The organism is Pseudomonas sp. CGJS7 (genome assembly GCF_036961695.1).
Genome location: NZ_JBAMDI010000007.1, coordinates 1 through 16,990, shown reverse-complemented (window position 1 = coordinate 16,990; position 16,990 = coordinate 1). Strand labels below are relative to the sequence as shown.

Here is a 16,990-nt window from a genome sequence, read left to right as displayed (position 1 = left end):
TGCCTACCTGGCGCGACCAGGCTGCGCGGTGCGGACGCACGGCTGGAAACGCCAGGCCGCCAAAAAAGACTAATGAAGTACGTCTTATAATAGAGGCCGAACTGCATTCATACGGTTCGTAAAGGTCCAGGGTTTAGAGGGAATTATGGATAGAGCACGAGCATTATTGCTAGGGCTTTCGCGTAGGAAAAAGCGACTGATCCAGGTTGTTTCCGACGTTCTGCTTATTTGGTTGGCGTTATGGATGGCGTTCGTGGTGCGCCTGGGTATCGAAGAGGCTATCAATCCTCTGGAGGAACACCGCTGGCTGTTCATCTGTGCTCCCATCGTGTCAGTTCCCCTGTTTGTCCGTTGCGGTTTGTACCGTGCGGTGATGCGTTATTTTGGCAACGACGCACTGATTGCCATCATCAAGGCCGTCAGCCTTTCGGCGTTGGTGCTGGCGGTTATTGTCTATGCCATTGGCAATCATCAGGCCGTCGTCCCGCGTTCGGTCATTTTCAATTACTGGTGGCTGAGCCTGATCATGATCGGGGGGTTGCGCTTGGCCATGCGCCAGTATTTCCTGGGTGACTGGTACGCCGCTGTTCAGCATGTGCCATTTGGGAATCGCAGTAGTGGGCTGCCCAAGGTAGCCATCTACGGCGCCGGTTCGGCTGGTAATCAGCTGGTGGTTGCGTTGCGTATGGGGCGGCAGATGCGCCCGGTGGCCTTCATTGATGATGATCGCAGCCTTGCTGGCAGGGTCATCGCGGGTTTGCAGGTCTATACCCCAAAGCACATCCAGCAACTCATCGATTCGACCGGCGCGCAGGAAATTCTGTTGGCCGTTCCATCTGCCACCCGGGGCAGGCGCCGTGAAATCCTGAATTATCTCGAATCGTTCCCTTTGCACGTGCGTACCGTGCCGGGCTTCATGGACTTGGCCAGTGGGCGAGTGAAGGTTGACGATATTCAGGAAGTGGATATTGCCGACTTGCTGGGACGTGACCCGGTCCCTGCGCAAAAAGACCTGTTCTCTCGATGTATAGAGGGGCAATGCGTCATGGTAACGGGGGCGGGGGGGTCCATCGGCTCGGAGTTGTGCCGGCAGATATTGGGAGCAAAGCCCAAAACCTTGATTCTGTTCGAGCACAGTGAGTTCAACCTCTACAGCATCCACTCGGAACTGGAACAGCGTGTCAACTGCGAATCGCTGTCGGTAAATCTGTTACCGATACTGGGATCGATACGCAATGAGGCGAAGTTGCTGGAGGTTATGAAAGCCTGGAAGGTCGACACCGTCTATCATGCGGCCGCCTACAAGCATGTGCCTATGGTTGAGCACAACATTGCAGAGGGCGTGCTCAACAATGTCATGGGTACACTAAATACGGCCCAGGCGGCCCTGCAGGCAGGGGTGTCCAACTTCGTCCTGATCTCGACGGACAAGGCGGTACGCCCGACCAACGTCATGGGCAGCACCAAGCGCTTGGCCGAAATGACGTTGCAGGCACTAAGCCGTGAGGCAGCGCCGGTGCTTTGGGGGGATGTTGATAACGTGTCCCAGGTAAACAAGACACGCTTTACCATGGTGCGCTTCGGTAATGTGCTGGGCTCGTCAGGATCGGTGATTCCGCTGTTCCATAAACAGATCAAGTCGGGTGGGCCGCTGACGGTTACACATCCGAATATCACGCGCTACTTCATGACCATTCCTGAAGCCGCGCAACTGGTGATCCAGGCCGGCTCGATGGGGCGTGGCGGCGACGTTTTTGTGCTTGATATGGGCGAACCGGTGAAAATTGCCGAGCTGGCGGAAAAAATGATCCACCTTTCCGGGCTGAGCGTGCGTTCCGAGCGCAACCCGCATGGTGATGTTGCCATCAAATACACAGGGTTGCGCCCAGGTGAAAAACTGTACGAAGAGTTGTTGATTGGTGATGGCGTGATTGCCACCTCCCACCCCATGATCATGAGCGCCCATGAAGACTTCCTGCCTTGGGAGGTGCTCAAATCAACGCTTAGCGAACTGGTCGCTGCGGTTGAACAGGATGACTATGCACGTGTGCGCCAGCTGCTGCGTGATTCTGTCAGTGGATATAAGCCGGATGGCGAGATTGTGGACTGGTTCTACCAGCAGCATCGGCTGGATCCGTGAGTGCGCCTGCCCGTTGAGGCCATTGGGAGCGTTACGCTACTCCAAGGGCCTTGTCTGGAATGAGCCGGCTGGCCAGCTTTTTCGCTGATATCGATATTCGAAACGGAACTGAATATGCGCCTTGAGGCCTATGGCATACTCGGGCGCGATGTTCGTGGTGAAAGCGCCCCCCCTCCGATAGTTAGCCATCCCGCTTGTCGTTGATGAAAGGATCCGTTCTCCAATGCACAAAAGTAGTGTTGTACCTGTAATTGCGGCACTGGTCGCATTTCTGTCGGTTTCAACCATGCTGCGTTTCCCCGGGTTGCCGGTGGGCATAGGGGAAGTCATCGTGGTGCTGGCGGCCTGTGTGTTCCTCAGGCGCGGGAATTTCCTGCAGAACCTCAAGCATCCCTTGATGCTGTTCTGGTTCGCGTTCATTGCCACGGCCATCGTCGGCTATCTGGTGAGGAAGGTGCAGGGTGAAGGTACGATCCACACTTCGATTGCCTATATCTATGCAGCGGGCTTTACCTTGATAGTACTGGCTTACGTCGGTGATCTGGACAAGCTGGGGTTCCAGCGGTTCATTCGGGCCATGGGGACGATTCCCGTGCTGCTACTGGCCATTCCGCTGTTCATCTTCCTGATTGGCAGTGTCTGGCTTTCTGACATGTTGGAGATCAATACGACGTTCTATCCATCGCGGGTGGCGGCGTGGTCAACCAACCCTAACCAACTGGCGTTGTTCCTGCTACCGGTGCCGATCTGGCTGGCGGCTATCTATCAGAATACCCAGTGGCAGGGTTTGCGGCTGTTCAAGAAGTTCTTCTTCTTGTGGTTCTTCTTCTTTTTGGGTTTCTGCGTAAGGAGCGACGCATTGCTGTTGGCGTGGTGCATCGGCTTACCGTTGCTCACGGGCATGGCCTGGTGGTGGCTGGGGCGTATGAACTGGAAGTTTTTTGCCACTATGCTTGCGGCGTTCGTGCTTGCATTTGGCTCTTTCAAGTTTTTCTTCGATGGCCCAGGCCAACAGTTTTTCCAGGCGATGAGGGCGGATATGGTCGAGCGTCTGGCATCGCACGAGCCTGAGAAGACTGACGACGGCACGGACGGCAAGCGTTCTGCCCTATACACCATTTTGGAGCGTGCCAAGGCGCTTGCGCCGCAAACGGCTGGAGATGTCGAGCATCCACTCAATCCTGGCCAGCCCACATTCGGGCGTTCCGATTCTGCGCTGGGCATAGGCATGGACCCTAACAAGGCCGGCGTGCGTAAAACCCTGTGGATCCATGCTCTGGAAGTGTGGAAGCTATCGCCGATCGTGGGCCATGGCCCCGGCGCATTTTCCTACTTGGATTCGCCTGAGCAAAGGCAGGAGGCGCACAACCTGTTGCTGGACATGCTGACCCAGGTGGGGATTGTGGGAGTCCTGTTGTTTGCCGCCTTGTATCTCTGGTTGATGGCCGGCGCCATCAAGGCGCGCGATCCCTACTCGATTACTTTGCTGGTGATCCTGATGGTGTTCTCCGGCGCCCATTTCATGCTCCGCCAGCCGGTGTTTACGCTTTACATGGTCATGTGTGCGGTAATCATCCGTAATCGACTGTTCGGGCTCGAGCGGAGTGGTCTGGGCAAAGTGGATGAACTGCGCCCCTTGCACTGAGCGCTCGAGAGTAGAAGCAGAATCGCAATTGAGCGGCAGGCGCGATGCACCTGCCGTTGCCTGAATCAGGCCTGACCTGGCCTGCGCGCTAACAGGCGAGCGCAGAGATAGCAGGCAAGCACGATTGCCGCATACACCAGCAGGAAGGGGATGATGCTGTAAAGCCCTGTGCGAGGCAGCAGCATGAGCTTTACAAAAACCATCACGTGGGCGCCAAAAACCAGTGGGTGGGTGGCGTTGACCAGCCTGGCCAACAGGGCACCGAAACCAGCCGCGGCAACCAGGTAGGCACCTGGCACCCACAGGGTATAGGCATAAAAGTCTGCGAACAGCGACCAGCCCATGCCAAACCCTTTCTGGTAGGCATCGCCGGCAAGCGCCATTTTCGAAAGGTATTGCCCGAAGTACAGTTGATCCAGCGGAATGCTGGTGCCACAAAGCGCGGCCAGCGCCGGAGTTATCGGGAACACACCATGCAAATAAGCGAGGGCGGGGTAGTGGTCGATCTGCAGGGCCGAGTGGACGTACAGGGCGGTCAGCCCTTGGTTGTCAATGAACCAAGGGAGGAGCATCACTGTGCTTTCGCCAAAGTCGATACCACGATTTCCCATCGCAGCCAAGACAACGATGCCGCCCAGCAACAGTGGGATCGCCAGCAAGGCAAGGCGATTGATACGCCGTACTTTGATGTGGAACAGCCAGAAGCATAACAGGGCGAAGCCCATGATCCCGCCACGAACACCCAATTGCAGGTTGGCAGTGTAGTAGATGGCCAGCAACCCCAGAATGCACCAGCCCAGTCGCTTGCTTTGCGAAGCGAAGGCCAGGCCTAACGCCAACAGCAGGCCATACTGCGCGGCCGTGCTACCGCGGGTGGTGAAATCGGTTGAAGCAGATTCATACAACGAGATATAGCCACTGCCATGAACGGCACGGTAAGCGTCCGGAAAGCTGACCATGAACGCTAGTGTGGAAACCGCAGCCAATGCGAGGGCCGGGATGCGCAGGTATGACGTCCACTGCATGTCCCGGTTACCGGCGCTGCTTGCCGGCTTTTTCCATAGGCTGACCATATACCCTGCATGCATGGCGAGCAGGCATGACACAAGGTAGAGCGTCAGCCGAAGGCCCTCATATGCCGTGAGTTCGATGGAGACGAAATCCGGCCGGTGTACGGCGAAGAAATTGCTCTCCATCTTCAGCATTGCCACGTCAAAACCCATGGCATAAGCGATGTGGCGGCCACCAATGAACAGCGACGCGCAGCCAAGGAAGAGGACGTAGCTGTGCACCAGCGTGTGATGGACCAGGGCGCTGGAGAGGATCATGAAGGCCAGCACCCCCACCATGCCTATCGTTGCCCAGGCCTGCGCCTGTTGCAGCGTTACAGACTCAGGGGGTATCAGCCAGATGCAGAAGAGGATCGCCATCATTACCACAGCAACAAGTGCGACATTGCGCGGGTTGGAAACCGCATCGAATACATGGCGTTTGCTAAACATGCGAATCACGATCCCGCGTTAGTGGCGTTTCCTTGTTGGCCAGTCGGCCGCCTTTTTGTTAGTTACTCAGCTTCATTGCCTTGATCATGGCCGTATTCACACGGTGAACATCGTATTTTTCCTCGGCCAGCGCCCTGCTCGTGCGCCCCATGTTTTCACGTAGCTCGGCTGACTCGGCCAGGCGTAGCATGGCTTCGGCCAGTTCAGTCGAGTTACGCGGAGCAACCAGGAAACCGTTGACGCCATCCTGCACGGTCTCGCGGCACCCAGGCGCGTCGGTTGTGATGACTGCCCGCCCGCATGACATGGCTTCAAGTACTGAACGTGGCGTGCCTTCGCGGTACGATGGCAATACAAACACGCTACAGGCGGCCAGGTAGCGTTCCACATCGCTGACAGCACCGTGATACTGGACGATGCCTTCTCTCACCCAGCCCTCTACAACGTCTGCGTTGATGCCTGACGGGTTCGAGTCCAGCGGGCCGACCAAGTGTACTTCGGCGTCAGGGTGTTGGGCCTTGAGCGTGCGGGCCGCCTCGACGTACTCGAGCACGCCCTTGTCCTTGAGCAACCGGCCCACGAAAAGAAAGCGCGGCTGGGACGGCAGTGGGGCCAGCGGGTAGCGTTGCGTGTCGACGCCTGAGCCGTTGACGACCCAGGTGGGAAGCGCAGGCCTGACCAGCCGTTGTTCCTTGAACAACTGCTGATCGTCCGGGTTCTGGAAGAAGAGGCCATGAGCGAAGCGCAAGCCAAACCAATACAACCCGGAGGCGATACGGTTGATCAGCTTGCGCTTGAAGCTCGAGTCTACATCGGTGAAGGCGTAGCCCAACCCGGTGATCAGCGCATAGCGATGCTTGACCCCGGCCAGAGCCGCAGCAGGCAAGCCATATACGACCGGCTTGATCGTGTAGGCAAGCACCACTTCAGCCTTGACAGCGCGTAGACACTGGCTGACTTGCAGCATGTACTTTAGGTCGGCGAACGGGTTCAAGCCTGCGCGGGACATGGGGATCACATGGTACCCGACGCCTCTTTCGGCAAGGCGTTGGCGAACAGAGTCATCATCTTCGGGGCCAATGGCCACCACTTCGTGGCCATTGGCGCGCAGTGCGTCCAGCAGGTCCCCGCGAAACCGAATCAGCGATTCGGCATGCCCGGCAATGACGGCGATTTTAGACATATTTCCCTACATGGGTAATGTAATAGGCGGCGCAATCCTGCAGGCCTTCGGCAATCCGATGTGTCGGTGCGTAACCCAACAAGGTTTGCGCCTTGCTGATGTCTGCTTGCGAGTGGCGCACGTCGGCGGCCCTGAAATCTCGATAGACTGGGGCCACGTCCTTGAGTTCCGGCTTGCAGATAGCGGCCAGCCCGCGGACATGCCCGAACAGCTCGTTCAGTGTCGTACGGTCACCCACGGCCACGTTGTAGACTTGGTTGCATGCTTCGGCGTTCTCGGTGGTCGCTGCCAGCAAGTTGGCCTGCACGGCATTGGCCACAAAGCAGAAGTCCCGGCTGGTTTCCCCGTCGCCGTTGATATGGATGGGTTCGTCGCGCAGCAATGCGCCGAACCACTTGGGAATGACTGCCGCATAGGCGCCGTCGGGGTCCTGCCGTGGGCCGAACACGTTGAAGTAGCGCAGGCCGATGGTCTGCAGGCCGTAGCAGCGCGCAAACACATCGGCGTACAGCTCGTTTACATACTTGGTAACCGCATAGGGCGACAGCGGTTTGCCAATACGGTCTTCGATCTTGGGAAGACCCGGGTGGTCGCCGTAGGTCGAGCTGGACGCCGCATAGACGAAACGCTTGACGCCTGCATCGCGGCTGGCCACGAGCATGTTCAGGAACCCGTCGATGTTGGTGCTGTTGGTGCGGATCGGATCTTCGAGCGATCGTGGCACGCTACCCAGTGCCGCTTGGTGCAGTACATGGTCGACTCCGCCTGCCAGGGCGAGCTGGCAGTCTTCGAGCTTACGAATGTCGCCCCGCACAAATTTGAACCGTGCCCAGGCAGAAGCTGGCACAGCTTGCTGGACCAGGTCCAGGTTCTTCTGGTGGCCGGTTTCGAAGTTGTCCAGACCAACAACGTTCTGATCCAGGCGCAGCAGGGTTTCGAGCAGGTTCGATCCGATGAAACCGGCAACGCCAGTCACCAGCCAGGTACGCGGTACCGCAGCCAGTTCGCCGAGCAGTGTTTGGTAGGTGTTCATGCCATTCTCCATCACAGGCGCCAGAACCGTGCGCCAGCCTGTTCCAGGGCCGGGCCGTCGCAAACCCCTTTGACGTCGATGACGACGGGGGCGTTGTGCATCAGCTTCAGGTATTGCTCGGGCGTCCAGCGAGCGTACGCTTCGTGGGCAACCGCGACGACCACTGCGGCGGCGGGCTTGAGCTGGTTCAGATCCAGCAGGGTGACGCCATACTCGTGTTCGGCTTCTTCGGCGGCGGCCTCGGGGTCGAACACCTGGACCTTGACGCCGAAGTCCTCGAGCTCGCGGATGATATCGATGACGCGCGAGTTGCGCAGGTCCGGGCAGTTCTCCTTGAAGGTCAGGCCCAGCAGGGTGACCACGGAGCCTGCAATCGGGTGACCGGCATGGATCATCTGCTTGATTGTCTGCTGTGCAATGAAGGCGCCCATGCTGTCGTTGATACGCCGCCCTGCCAGAATGACCTGCGGGATGTAGCCGAGCTTTTCAGCCTTGTGCGTCAGGTAGTACGGGTCGACACCAATGCAGTGTCCACCTACCAGACCGGGTTTGAACTTCAGGAAGTTCCACTTGGTGCCAGCGGCTTCCAGAACATCGAGGGTATCGATGCCCATGCGATCGAAGATCAGTGCTAGCTCGTTCATCAGCGCAATGTTCAGGTCGCGCTGGGTGTTCTCGATGACCTTGGCGGCTTCGGCAACCTTGATGGATGCGGCCTTGTGCACCCCGGCCGTGACAACTGAGGCATACACGTCGGCTACGATCTCGAGGGTGGCGGCGTCTTGCCCCGATACCACCTTCTTGATCTTGGTGAACGTGTGCTCCTTGTCGCCGGGGTTGATGCGTTCGGGGCTATAGCCCACGGTAAAGTCTGTGCCGCAGGCAAGACCGGAAATACGTTCCAGAATGGGGACGCAGATTTCCTCGGTCACTCCGGGGTAAACGGTGGATTCGTAAACGACGATATCGCCCTTTTTCAGCGCCTTCGCAACGGTTTCCGAGGCCTTTACCACCGGTGTGAGGTCAGGCTGGTGCGCGTCGTCAATGGGCGTGGGGACTGCAACGATATGAAAATCTGCCTTGGCCAAGACATCGGTCTTGCTGGTGAATTCGATCTGCGCCTGGGCGAGCTCTTCGTTGCTGACTTCATTGGTGCGGTCATGGCCGGCACGAAGTTCCTGCAAGCGGCCTTCGTTGATATCGAAGCCGATGACAGCCCCATGCTTGCCAAACGCTACGGCCACGGGCAAGCCTACATAGCCAAGCCCGACCACTGATACCTTTCTTGGATACATCGAAATACCTCAAATGATGAAAGCTGTTTTTCAGCGGTTTTTTTTGCGATCAAGCCATGCCTGGAACATCAGGACGGGCCATAGTTGCTGCTGATAGTTGCCCTGCCCGCGAAGGTGCTTTTCCCAAACGGCGCGAATCGGGCCTGGTGCAAAGTACCCTTCGCTTGCCAGTCTCTGTGGGGCCAGCAATGACTCGGCCCAGTCGCGTAGAGGACCGCGCAACCACTCGTGGAGCGGAATGCCGAAGCCCATTTTCGGGCGCTCGATGAGCTCCCGAGGCACATAGCGATAGAGTAGCTCGCGCAATATCCACTTGGTGCTGCCGTTGCGGATTTTCAGCGACATCGGCAAGGTTGCAGCAAACTCCACAATGCGGTGGTCCAGGAAAGGTACGCGGGTCTCCAGGCTTACGGACATGGCGGCGCGGTCGACCTTGGCCAGGATATCGTCTGGCAGGTAGGTCAGGGTGTCCTGGCGCATCATCCAGCTGGCGAAATCGCTACCGTCGACACTCGCAATGCCAGGTAGGCGGGCATCAATCACCACGTCCTCTGCGTTTTGCCACTGCGACACTACATGGTCGTACATCTGGCTGGGCGAACCGTGGCGCATGACTCCGGCCAGCTTGTGCAGTTTTTCGCCAGGCAGGCGCACACGTAGGGCCGCAGGCGTGATCGGGCTCAAACCGTTGGCGATGGCGTCCCAGCGACTCGGTGGGGCCGCCTCGATCATCCGGGCGGCCAGCTTGCGCGCCGGGCCTGGCATACCGCCCAGCTTGCGCCAGACCTTGGGCAGGTACTGATAGCGATTGTAGCCACCAAACAGTTCGTCCCCGGCATCGCCGGACAGGCTTACCGTTACATGGCTGCGAGCCATCCGTGACACCAGGTAGGTGGGGATCTGCGACGAATCGGCAAATGGCTCGCCGTAGATTTCAGGCAGTCGTGGTACGACATCCAGTGCATCAGTGCCTGACACATACAGTTCGGTATGTTCGGTACCCAGGTGGCGGGCAACTGCCTTGGCGTGTTCGGCTTCGTTGTAGCCGGGGTTGTCGAAGCCGATGGTGAAGGTCTTGACCTTCTGCGTCGACAGCGATTGCATCAAGCTTACGATCAGCGTCGAGTCGATGCCACCGGAGAGGAAGGCGCCCAAGGGGACGTCCGCCACCATCTGGTCACTGATGGTGTTGCGCAGCCGCGTGTGCAACTGATCGATGGCCTCGTCATCGGTGTACGACGCCCCCGGCCCGGTGAGTGCCTCAGGCACCTGCCAGTAGGCTTGCGGAGTGCCGATCACGCCGCTGTCCAGTGCCGCGCGATCAATCTCCAGCCAGGTACCCGGTGGCAGCTTGTGAATGCCTTGGTAGATCGAGTGTGGCGCCGGTACATAGGCGTACTTGAGCAGCAGTGCCAGGCTGTCGCGTGAAACCTCGGCGTTGAAGCCGGGGTGAGCCTCGAGCGCCTGCAGTTCCGATGCGAACAGCAGTGCGCTGCCCTGGTAACCGTAGTACAGCGGCTTCTCGCCAATGCGATCGCGTGCAAGGGTCAGTGTCTCGCGGCTGCGGTCCCACACTGCCAAGGCAAACATGCCGACCAGTTTGTGCAGGGTTTCCTGAACACCCCAGTGCTCGAAGGCTGCGAGCATGACCTCGGTGTCCGAATGGCCACGCCATGCCAGCGCGGCCGGCACGGCTGCTTCAAGCGCCTTGCGCAGGGCCTGGAAGTTGTAGATTTCGCCATTGAAAACAATGACATACCGGCCAGTGGCCGATGCCATGGGCTGGTGGCCTGCGGAACTGAGGTCGACGATCGCCAGCCGGCGGTGGCCGAGAAACAACCCGGCGCCATTGTTCCAGGCGCCGGCATCGTCCGGACCGCGGTGGACAATAGCGTCAGTCATGCGGGTCAGGGCGGTTGGTCCGTCATACCTGCCTTGGCTGTTGGGGTGCCAAAACCCTGCAATACCACACATAGCACGATCTCTTGGTAATCAGATGGATTGAGGTTTGTCACGCATGGTGGTGAAGATGCCATGTTTGACCGCAAGGGCACAGATGATCATATAAAGGCTGAATACCGGCTGCCGGAGCATGAAGTGGGCACCGGAGAAGAGCATCAGTACCACTAGGACCGCCAGCGAATAGGGATCCCGGGCCTGATACGCCGTGAACAGCAGCCACAGGTACAAGGCAGCGAACATTAGCACGCCCGCGATGCCCACCTGCGTCAGCATGTCAAAGCCAAGGTTATGAGCCTCTTGTTTTTCTGTTGGGTCATCAAGGTAGGAGAATGCACCAGGACCATGCCCGATCAGGGGGGACTGCAACCAGGCTTCATAGGCATGGATCCACAGGGTCTTGCGTACACCGCTCTTGTTCTGGTCAAAACCGACACCAATCACCGAGTCGGACTTACCGGGCACAAATGTTCTTTTTCCGAGTTCCGGCGGTGCCTCACCCAGCATTGAAGCCACAAAACCGACAATGGACGCCTCAGCTTTGACCAACTGCTCGCGGCCTGGGCCATCGATCACAACCTTGAATGTACCAAATGCCAGGACAAATGCGGCGAGGGCAGTGGCGAACAGCTTCCAGTTGAACGGCCTCGTCCAAGCTGCTGCCACGCCCGTCAGTAGTGGCAAACCTGCGCACCAAGCCAGCAGCAGCGCATCACTGCGCACGCAAATGCCGAGGAAGAAGAATGCCCAAAGCAGTATGAAGTTTCGCAGCCAGCGGCCACCATGCCAGCTTGCATCTCGGTACACCGCCAGTAGCCAGAACGGTATTGGCAGCAACAACAGGGCCAGCTGGTTGGGGTTGGTCGACCAGGCAGAAAGCCGCGACGGGAAATCGGTATTCATCCCGAGTGCTTCAGCCAGCGGGCTAGCGTCTGTCAGGAAACACAGGAACGGGATAATGAGCATGATGCCCGGGATGATCGTCAATGCCTTGATGAAAGCGTCGAACTGCTGCTTGGTGGACTGTTCGATGCATGCCAGTGCCATGAGGGAGAAACTGGCCGAATACAGGTAAGCTGCGGCGGTATGGGTGGCGCTGGCGCCTTTGACCGTGCCGAACAGCATTGCCAGCCCGGCAATGGTGATGAATCCCATCCAGAACAACATAACGGGGTGCTTCAGGTAGCTCAGAGCCCGCCTGTAACGCAGGGCCCAGAAAAACACCAGCATAATGGCTATTTCGCCGATGCCGATCGGCAGGTTGCCAAAGCGCAGCGCCGTAGCCACCGATGCAAAAATGATCAGCGCGGCGCCGACCGAGACGTAGTTCACCTTACTCATTACACCTTACCTGAAGCCCGCAACCGCTTCGCATGGATGGCGAGGCAGCTTGTTGATACGGCTAGCAGAAGCAGTAGGAACACTGCTCCTGGCGTGCCGTGAATTGACGATGCCGCAAATACGCCGATGCCGACACCTAGCCACGGTAACAAGCCCATTAGGGACTTACGCCACGGCGAGGCCAGCAGGGCCCCGTTTCGCAAGTCGACGACTGCCACTGCAAGCAGCTGAGCCGCTAGCCAGGCCCAGCCGATCTCGCGAGTGCCATTACCCTGAAACGCGTACAGGATGATTGCGCCGGTTGCCAGCGATAGCAGGTTAATCAGCAGGGCAGTATTGGCATCTTTCTGGGCCTGAAGAAACTCATAACCCAGGCGAACATGGCCGGACATGCAAATACCGGCCAGCAGCCCTGCTGCGAACGGTGCAGCTGCCTGCAGCGGCGGGAACCAGCTAGCCAGCAATGGATACACGGCCAGTCCCGCTATTGTCAGGGTGGCATAAACCAAGGCGCTGCCCAGGTTTATCCGTGGCAGCATACCCTGCAGCCATGTGCGCTTTTGCTCATCGGCCAGCCATTGGCAGATCTTGGGGTACACAAGCACCGGATAAAGGGTGGCGACGAACCATATCTTGTTGAGTACATCGTAGACGGATCTGTACTTACCAAGCGTTTCTGCGCCGTAGGCGTGGCTGATGTAGATCGAGATGAACTCGGTGGCCAGCACCTGCAGGAGCGCAACGCCCACTATAGGGGCGGACTGGCGCAAGAGTGCGCCTACAAATGGCCAGGCAACATGGTCGCTGGGCTCGGTCGGCTGGTTGCGCCAGAACAGCCAGAGAATCAAGTAGTCGGGTATCTTGCGCAGCACAATAGCTGCTAGCACCCACTCGATTTGCTGGGTGCTGGCGGCGACGACGGCGACGGTGAAGAAGCGACTCAACTGTATGCACAGTTGGTATTGGGCATAGGCGTAGTGCCTGCCGCGCAGCACGTTGAGCATTTGGAAATACTGGCCAGGCAGCGCCATTACATACTCGATCAGCGCTGCGGCACCAATCCAGTAGGCCAGGTCCAGTTGTTCGGTACGTAGAGGGAACAAGAGCGAGACGCCCTGGGCGACCAGGGGAGTGGCCAGCAGCAACAGCAGGCCCGTAGCCAGGTAGGTAGCTCGCGACGAGCTTATGAGCTGGGCGCGTTGTTGATTACTTGCCGAGAATGCACTGCTGACGACTGACTTGGACAGGGCCGAGTCCAGAAACAGCAGGGTGCTGGAGAGAATGATATAGACAGAATAGAAGCCGTAACCATCAAAGCCGATAAAAAAGACAACAATCGGGATGATCAGAATATTGAGTAGAAAATTCAGGCCATTGGCTGAATAAAGTGCCAGGGATTTCTTCAACCAACTATTCAACATGATCTCCCTGTGCCGAATTCAATTGTCATCGGCATATCCGTTCGCCTATGCGTGTGTTCGGGCTCGTAAAGCCTGTTTTTGTTATGGCGCGGCGCAAGCAGTCCCGGCGCGGCCCCTCCAGCTGCAAGACACGATAGTGTGGGAGGCCGCTAATGATACTGAATGAGGCGACTGTGACAAGGGGCATGAACAGAGGAAGGCGAGGTTAGCGTTGCAATGCGGGGAGGTATTTTATTGGGTAGTTGAGCGGAGTTCTTGTAGGATTTTTCGGTATTGTATGTGCGTAACCTGAAGTCCCTTGCTGGAGTCAAGCGCGGCGTGGCAAGGAATCGTTGGTCAAAGACAGGCTGGGACGGCTCCAATCGATAGCAGCAATCCACCCGGTCACAGCCTGAATATCACGTTGCCATCGTCTTCGCTCTCGAATCAACCGCCGACAGTCTAGAATCCTGAAAGTGGAAGCGCAGACCCTGACAACGGAAGCAGACAAACATGACCATTCTGGTAACCGGCGGTGCAGGCTTTATCGGGGCGAACTTCGTTTTGGACTGGCTGGCCGGCGATGACGAACCCGTGGTCAACCTGGACAAACTCACCTATGCAGGCAACCTGCAGACCCTGAGCAGCCTGCAGGGCGACAAGCGCCATATCTTCGTGCACGGTGACATTGCCGATAGCCGGCTGGTCGCGGAATTACTGAATGCCCATCAGCCCCGCGCCATCATCAACTTTGCCGCCGAGTCTCACGTCGACCGCTCGATCCATGGCCCGCAAGCCTTCATCGAAACCAACGTCGTCGGCACGTTCCAGTTGCTGGAAGCCGCGCGTGCATACTGGGGCAGCCTTGATGAGCCGGCGCGGCAGGCATTCCGCTTCCTGCATGTGTCTACCGACGAAGTGTATGGCTCTCTGACTGCCGATGAACCGGCTTTCACTGAAACCCACCAGTACCAGCCTAACAGCCCGTACTCGGCCAGCAAGGCTGCCAGCGACCACTTGGTGCGTTCGTACTACCACACCTACGGCCTGCCGGTGCTGACCACCAATTGCTCGAACAATTACGGCCCTTATCACTTCCCGGAAAAGCTCATCCCGCTGATGATCGTCAACGCCCTGGCCGGCAAGCCACTGCCGGTGTATGGCGACGGTCAGCAGATTCGTGACTGGTTGTACGTAAAGGACCACTGCAGCGCCATCCGCCGCGTACTGGAGGCCGGCAAAGCCGGTGAGGTGTACAACGTCGGCGGTTGGAATGAAAAGCCCAACCTGGACATCGTCAACCGCGTATGCGCGCTGCTGGACGAACTGCGCCCACGCGCCGACGGCAAGCCCTACGCCGAACAGATCACCTATGTAAGCGACCGTCCAGGTCACGACCGCCGTTATGCCATCGATGCCCGCAAGCTGGAGCAGGAGCTTGGCTGGAAGCCTGCGGAAACGTTCGAAACCGGCATCCGCAAAACCGTGGCCTGGTACCTCGACAACCAGGACTGGGTGCAGAACGTGCAGTCTGGCAGTTACCGCGACTGGGTAGAAAAAAACTACGCAGGGCGTTCTGCATGAAGGTGCTGCTGCTGGGCAAGGACGGTCAGGTAGGATGGGAACTGCAACGCAGCCTGGCCCCACTGGGGCAGTTGCTGGCGCTGAACGCTCGCAGCCAGGCGTACTGTGGCGACCTGGCCAACTTGCCGGGCCTGGCCGAAACTGTCCGTGTCTATGCCCCCGATGTCATCGTCAATGCGGCGGCCTACACTACCGTGGACAAGGCCGAGAATGACCGTGAGCAAGCCTTCAAGGTAAACGCCGACGCCGTCGGCGTGCTGGCCCGCGCTGCCGCCCAATGTGGCGCGCTACTGGTACATTACTCCACCGACTACGTGTTCCCGGGGCAGGGCACCCAGCCCTGGCGCGAAGACGATGCCGTTGACCCACTGAATACCTATGGCGCCAGCAAGCTGGCCGGCGAGCAAGCGATCCAGGCTGCCGGTTGCCAGCACCTGATTTTCCGCACCTGTTGGGTGTATGCCGCACGCGGCAACAATTTCGCCAAAACCATGCTGCGCCTGGCTGCGGAGCGTGACAGCCTGGGCGTGATCGATGACCAGCACGGTGCCCCGACGGGTGCCGAACTGATCGCCGACGTCACCGCCCACGCCATTGTCGCCACCCGTCGCAACCCATCCCTGGCTGGCCTGTACCACTTGGCCGCTGAGGGTGAAACCACCTGGTGCGGCTATGCCCGTTACGTACTGGAGCAAGCGGCGGTCCATGGCGTGCCGCTGAAAGCTCATGCCGAGAACGTCACCCCCTTGACCACAGAGGCTTACCCGACGGCGGCCATGCGGCCGGCCAACTCGCGTCTCGATACCCATAAACTGCAGAAGGCCTTTGCCCTGACCCTGCCAGATTGGCGCCTGGGTGTGGCTCGCATGCTGACGGAAATCCACGAGAAAGGACCACTATGAAGCGTAAAGGCATCATTCTGGCGGGTGGGTCGGGTACCCGCCTGCACCCGGCGACCCTGGCAATTTCCAAGCAACTGCTGCCGGTGTACGACAAGCCGATGATCTATTACCCGCTGACCACACTGATGCTGGCGGGCATTCATGACATCTTGATCATTTCCACCCCGCAAGACACCCCGCGCTTCGAGCAGTTGCTGGGCAACGGCCACCGCTGGGGCATCAACATCACCTACGCCGTGCAGCCATCTCCGGACGGCCTGGCCCAGGCGTTCCTGATTGGCGAAGACTTCCTCGGCAACGCCCCCACCGCGCTGGTGCTGGGTGACAACATCTATTACGGCCACGACTTCCAGCAGTTGCTGCGCAACGCGATGGACCGCCAGGGCAGCGCCAGTGTGTTCGCCTATCACGTGCAAGATCCCGAGCGTTATGGCGTGGTCGAATTCGACGGGCAGGGTAATGCCATCAGCCTGGAAGAGAAGCCGGCCAAACCCAAGTCCAACTATGCCGTGACCGGGTTGTACTTCTACGACAACGACGTTATCGAGATTGCCAAAAGCATTCGGCCATCCGGGCGTGGTGAGCTGGAGATTACCGACGTGAACCGCGCGTACCTGGAGCAGCACCGTTTGTCGGTAGAGATCATGGGGCGCGGGTATGCCTGGCTGGATACCGGGACGCATGACTCGCTGCTTGAGGCAAGCGGGTATATCGCGACGATCGAGCGGCGGCAAGGGCTGAAAGTGGCCTGCCCCGAAGAGGTGGCATTCCGGCAGGGGTGGATCGATGCCCAACAGTTGGAAACGCTGGCAGCACCGCTGGCCAAGACCGGTTATGGCCAGTATCTGCTGCGTTTGATTCAAGGCACGGTTTATTGAGGTAACAACCTCGGTGGGGCGGGGCCGCCATTCCACGGGCGGTTCAAGCCCCGAAGGGGCTGGGCCTGCTGGCCAATTTCCATCCGCCGTTCACCGTTGCCGCCGCTACCGTATTCGCGGGTAAACCC

At 58.6% G+C, this 16,990-nt stretch carries 12 protein-coding genes; 5 read left to right on the top strand and 7 right to left on the bottom strand.

Annotated features, from left to right (window positions below):
- Nucleotides 1–145 precede the first annotated feature (145 nt).
- Nucleotides 146–2,140 carry a polysaccharide biosynthesis protein gene (locus V7787_RS06485; RefSeq protein WP_409312275.1) on the top strand — a complete coding sequence of 665 codons (1,995 nt, stop codon included), beginning with the start codon at nucleotides 146–148 and terminating at the stop codon, nucleotides 2,138–2,140.
- 223 nt (nucleotides 2,141–2,363) lie between these two features.
- Nucleotides 2,364–3,785 carry an O-antigen ligase family protein gene (locus tag V7787_RS06480; protein WP_336086681.1) on the top strand — a complete coding sequence of 474 codons (1,422 nt, stop codon included), beginning with the start codon at nucleotides 2,364–2,366 and terminating at the stop codon, nucleotides 3,783–3,785.
- Nucleotides 3,786–3,850: 65 nt separating this feature from the next.
- On the opposite strand, the gene wzy is transcribed toward V7787_RS06480, so the two are convergent.
- The 7 genes from wzy to V7787_RS06445 are packed head-to-tail and all read right to left on the bottom strand — an operon-like array spanning nucleotide 3,851 to nucleotide 13,516.
- Nucleotides 3,851–5,287: an O-antigen polysaccharide polymerase Wzy gene (gene wzy, locus V7787_RS06475; RefSeq protein WP_336086679.1), complete on the bottom strand. Its 1,437-nt coding sequence runs from the start codon at nucleotides 5,285–5,287 to the stop codon at nucleotides 3,851–3,853.
- 58 nt (nucleotides 5,288–5,345) lie between these two features.
- Nucleotides 5,346–6,470: a glycosyltransferase family 4 protein gene (locus V7787_RS06470; protein WP_336086676.1), complete on the bottom strand. Its 1,125-nt coding sequence runs from the start codon at nucleotides 6,468–6,470 to the stop codon at nucleotides 5,346–5,348.
- Nucleotides 6,463–7,503: an NAD-dependent epimerase/dehydratase family protein gene (locus tag V7787_RS06465; RefSeq protein ID WP_336086674.1), complete on the bottom strand. Its 1,041-nt coding sequence runs from the start codon at nucleotides 7,501–7,503 to the stop codon at nucleotides 6,463–6,465. Before V7787_RS06465 ends, V7787_RS06470 begins: the two co-directional genes overlap by 8 nt.
- 11 nt (nucleotides 7,504–7,514) lie before the next feature.
- The gene (locus V7787_RS06460; RefSeq protein ID WP_336086673.1) at nucleotides 7,515–8,798 is read right to left on the bottom strand and encodes a nucleotide sugar dehydrogenase; all 1,284 of its coding nucleotides are present in this window, start codon (nucleotides 8,796–8,798) and stop codon (nucleotides 7,515–7,517) included.
- A gap of 30 nt (nucleotides 8,799–8,828) precedes the next feature.
- Nucleotides 8,829–10,772 carry an asparagine synthase (glutamine-hydrolyzing) gene (gene asnB / locus V7787_RS06455; protein WP_336086671.1) on the bottom strand — a complete coding sequence of 648 codons (1,944 nt, stop codon included), beginning with the start codon at nucleotides 10,770–10,772 and terminating at the stop codon, nucleotides 8,829–8,831.
- Between the two features lie 18 nt (nucleotides 10,773–10,790).
- The gene (locus V7787_RS06450; protein ID WP_336086669.1) at nucleotides 10,791–12,098 is read right to left on the bottom strand and encodes an O-antigen ligase family protein; all 1,308 of its coding nucleotides are present in this window, start codon (nucleotides 12,096–12,098) and stop codon (nucleotides 10,791–10,793) included.
- Nucleotides 12,098–13,516, bottom strand: a complete 1,419-nt coding sequence (locus V7787_RS06445) for a lipopolysaccharide biosynthesis protein (RefSeq protein ID WP_336086667.1) — start codon at nucleotides 13,514–13,516, stop codon at nucleotides 12,098–12,100. Before V7787_RS06445 ends, V7787_RS06450 begins: the two co-directional genes overlap by 1 nt.
- Before the next feature lie 495 nt (nucleotides 13,517–14,011).
- Between V7787_RS06445 and rfbB the strand changes: the two genes are divergently transcribed.
- The 3 genes from rfbB to rfbA are packed head-to-tail and all read left to right on the top strand — an operon-like array spanning nucleotide 14,012 to nucleotide 16,862.
- The gene (gene rfbB / locus V7787_RS06440; protein WP_064492624.1) at nucleotides 14,012–15,082 is read left to right on the top strand and encodes a dTDP-glucose 4,6-dehydratase; all 1,071 of its coding nucleotides are present in this window, start codon (nucleotides 14,012–14,014) and stop codon (nucleotides 15,080–15,082) included.
- Nucleotides 15,079–15,984 carry a dTDP-4-dehydrorhamnose reductase gene (rfbD, locus tag V7787_RS06435; RefSeq protein ID WP_336086663.1) on the top strand — a complete coding sequence of 302 codons (906 nt, stop codon included), beginning with the start codon at nucleotides 15,079–15,081 and terminating at the stop codon, nucleotides 15,982–15,984. The genes rfbB and rfbD overlap by 4 nt, the downstream gene beginning before the upstream one ends.
- Nucleotides 15,981–16,862, top strand: a complete 882-nt coding sequence (rfbA, locus tag V7787_RS06430) for a glucose-1-phosphate thymidylyltransferase RfbA (protein WP_336086660.1) — start codon at nucleotides 15,981–15,983, stop codon at nucleotides 16,860–16,862. The genes rfbD and rfbA overlap by 4 nt, the downstream gene beginning before the upstream one ends.
- Nucleotides 16,863–16,990 lie beyond the last annotated feature (128 nt).

Excerpts from the sequence above, each read along its gene's own strand:
- V7787_RS06480 (WP_336086681.1), top strand. The coding sequence starts at position 2,364 with ATGCACAAAAGTAGTGTTGTACCTGTAATTGCGGCACTGGTCGCATTT.
- rfbA (WP_336086660.1), top strand. The coding sequence starts at position 15,981 with ATGAAGCGTAAAGGCATCATTCTGGCGGGTGGGTCGGGTACCCGCCTG.
- rfbD (WP_336086663.1), top strand. The coding sequence starts at position 15,079 with ATGAAGGTGCTGCTGCTGGGCAAGGACGGTCAGGTAGGATGGGAACTG.
- V7787_RS06450 (WP_336086669.1), bottom strand. The coding sequence starts at position 12,098 with ATGAGTAAGGTGAACTACGTCTCGGTCGGCGCCGCGCTGATCATTTTT.
- rfbB (WP_064492624.1), top strand. The coding sequence starts at position 14,012 with ATGACCATTCTGGTAACCGGCGGTGCAGGCTTTATCGGGGCGAACTTC.
- asnB (WP_336086671.1), bottom strand. The coding sequence starts at position 10,772 with ATGTGTGGTATTGCAGGGTTTTGGCACCCCAACAGCCAAGGCAGGTAT.
- V7787_RS06465 (WP_336086674.1), bottom strand. The coding sequence starts at position 7,503 with ATGAACACCTACCAAACACTGCTCGGCGAACTGGCTGCGGTACCGCGT.
- V7787_RS06460 (WP_336086673.1), bottom strand. The coding sequence starts at position 8,798 with ATGTATCCAAGAAAGGTATCAGTGGTCGGGCTTGGCTATGTAGGCTTG.
- V7787_RS06470 (WP_336086676.1), bottom strand. The coding sequence starts at position 6,470 with ATGTCTAAAATCGCCGTCATTGCCGGGCATGCCGAATCGCTGATTCGG.
- wzy (WP_336086679.1), bottom strand. The coding sequence starts at position 5,287 with ATGTTTAGCAAACGCCATGTATTCGATGCGGTTTCCAACCCGCGCAAT.
- V7787_RS06485 (WP_409312275.1), top strand. The coding sequence starts at position 146 with ATGGATAGAGCACGAGCATTATTGCTAGGGCTTTCGCGTAGGAAAAAG.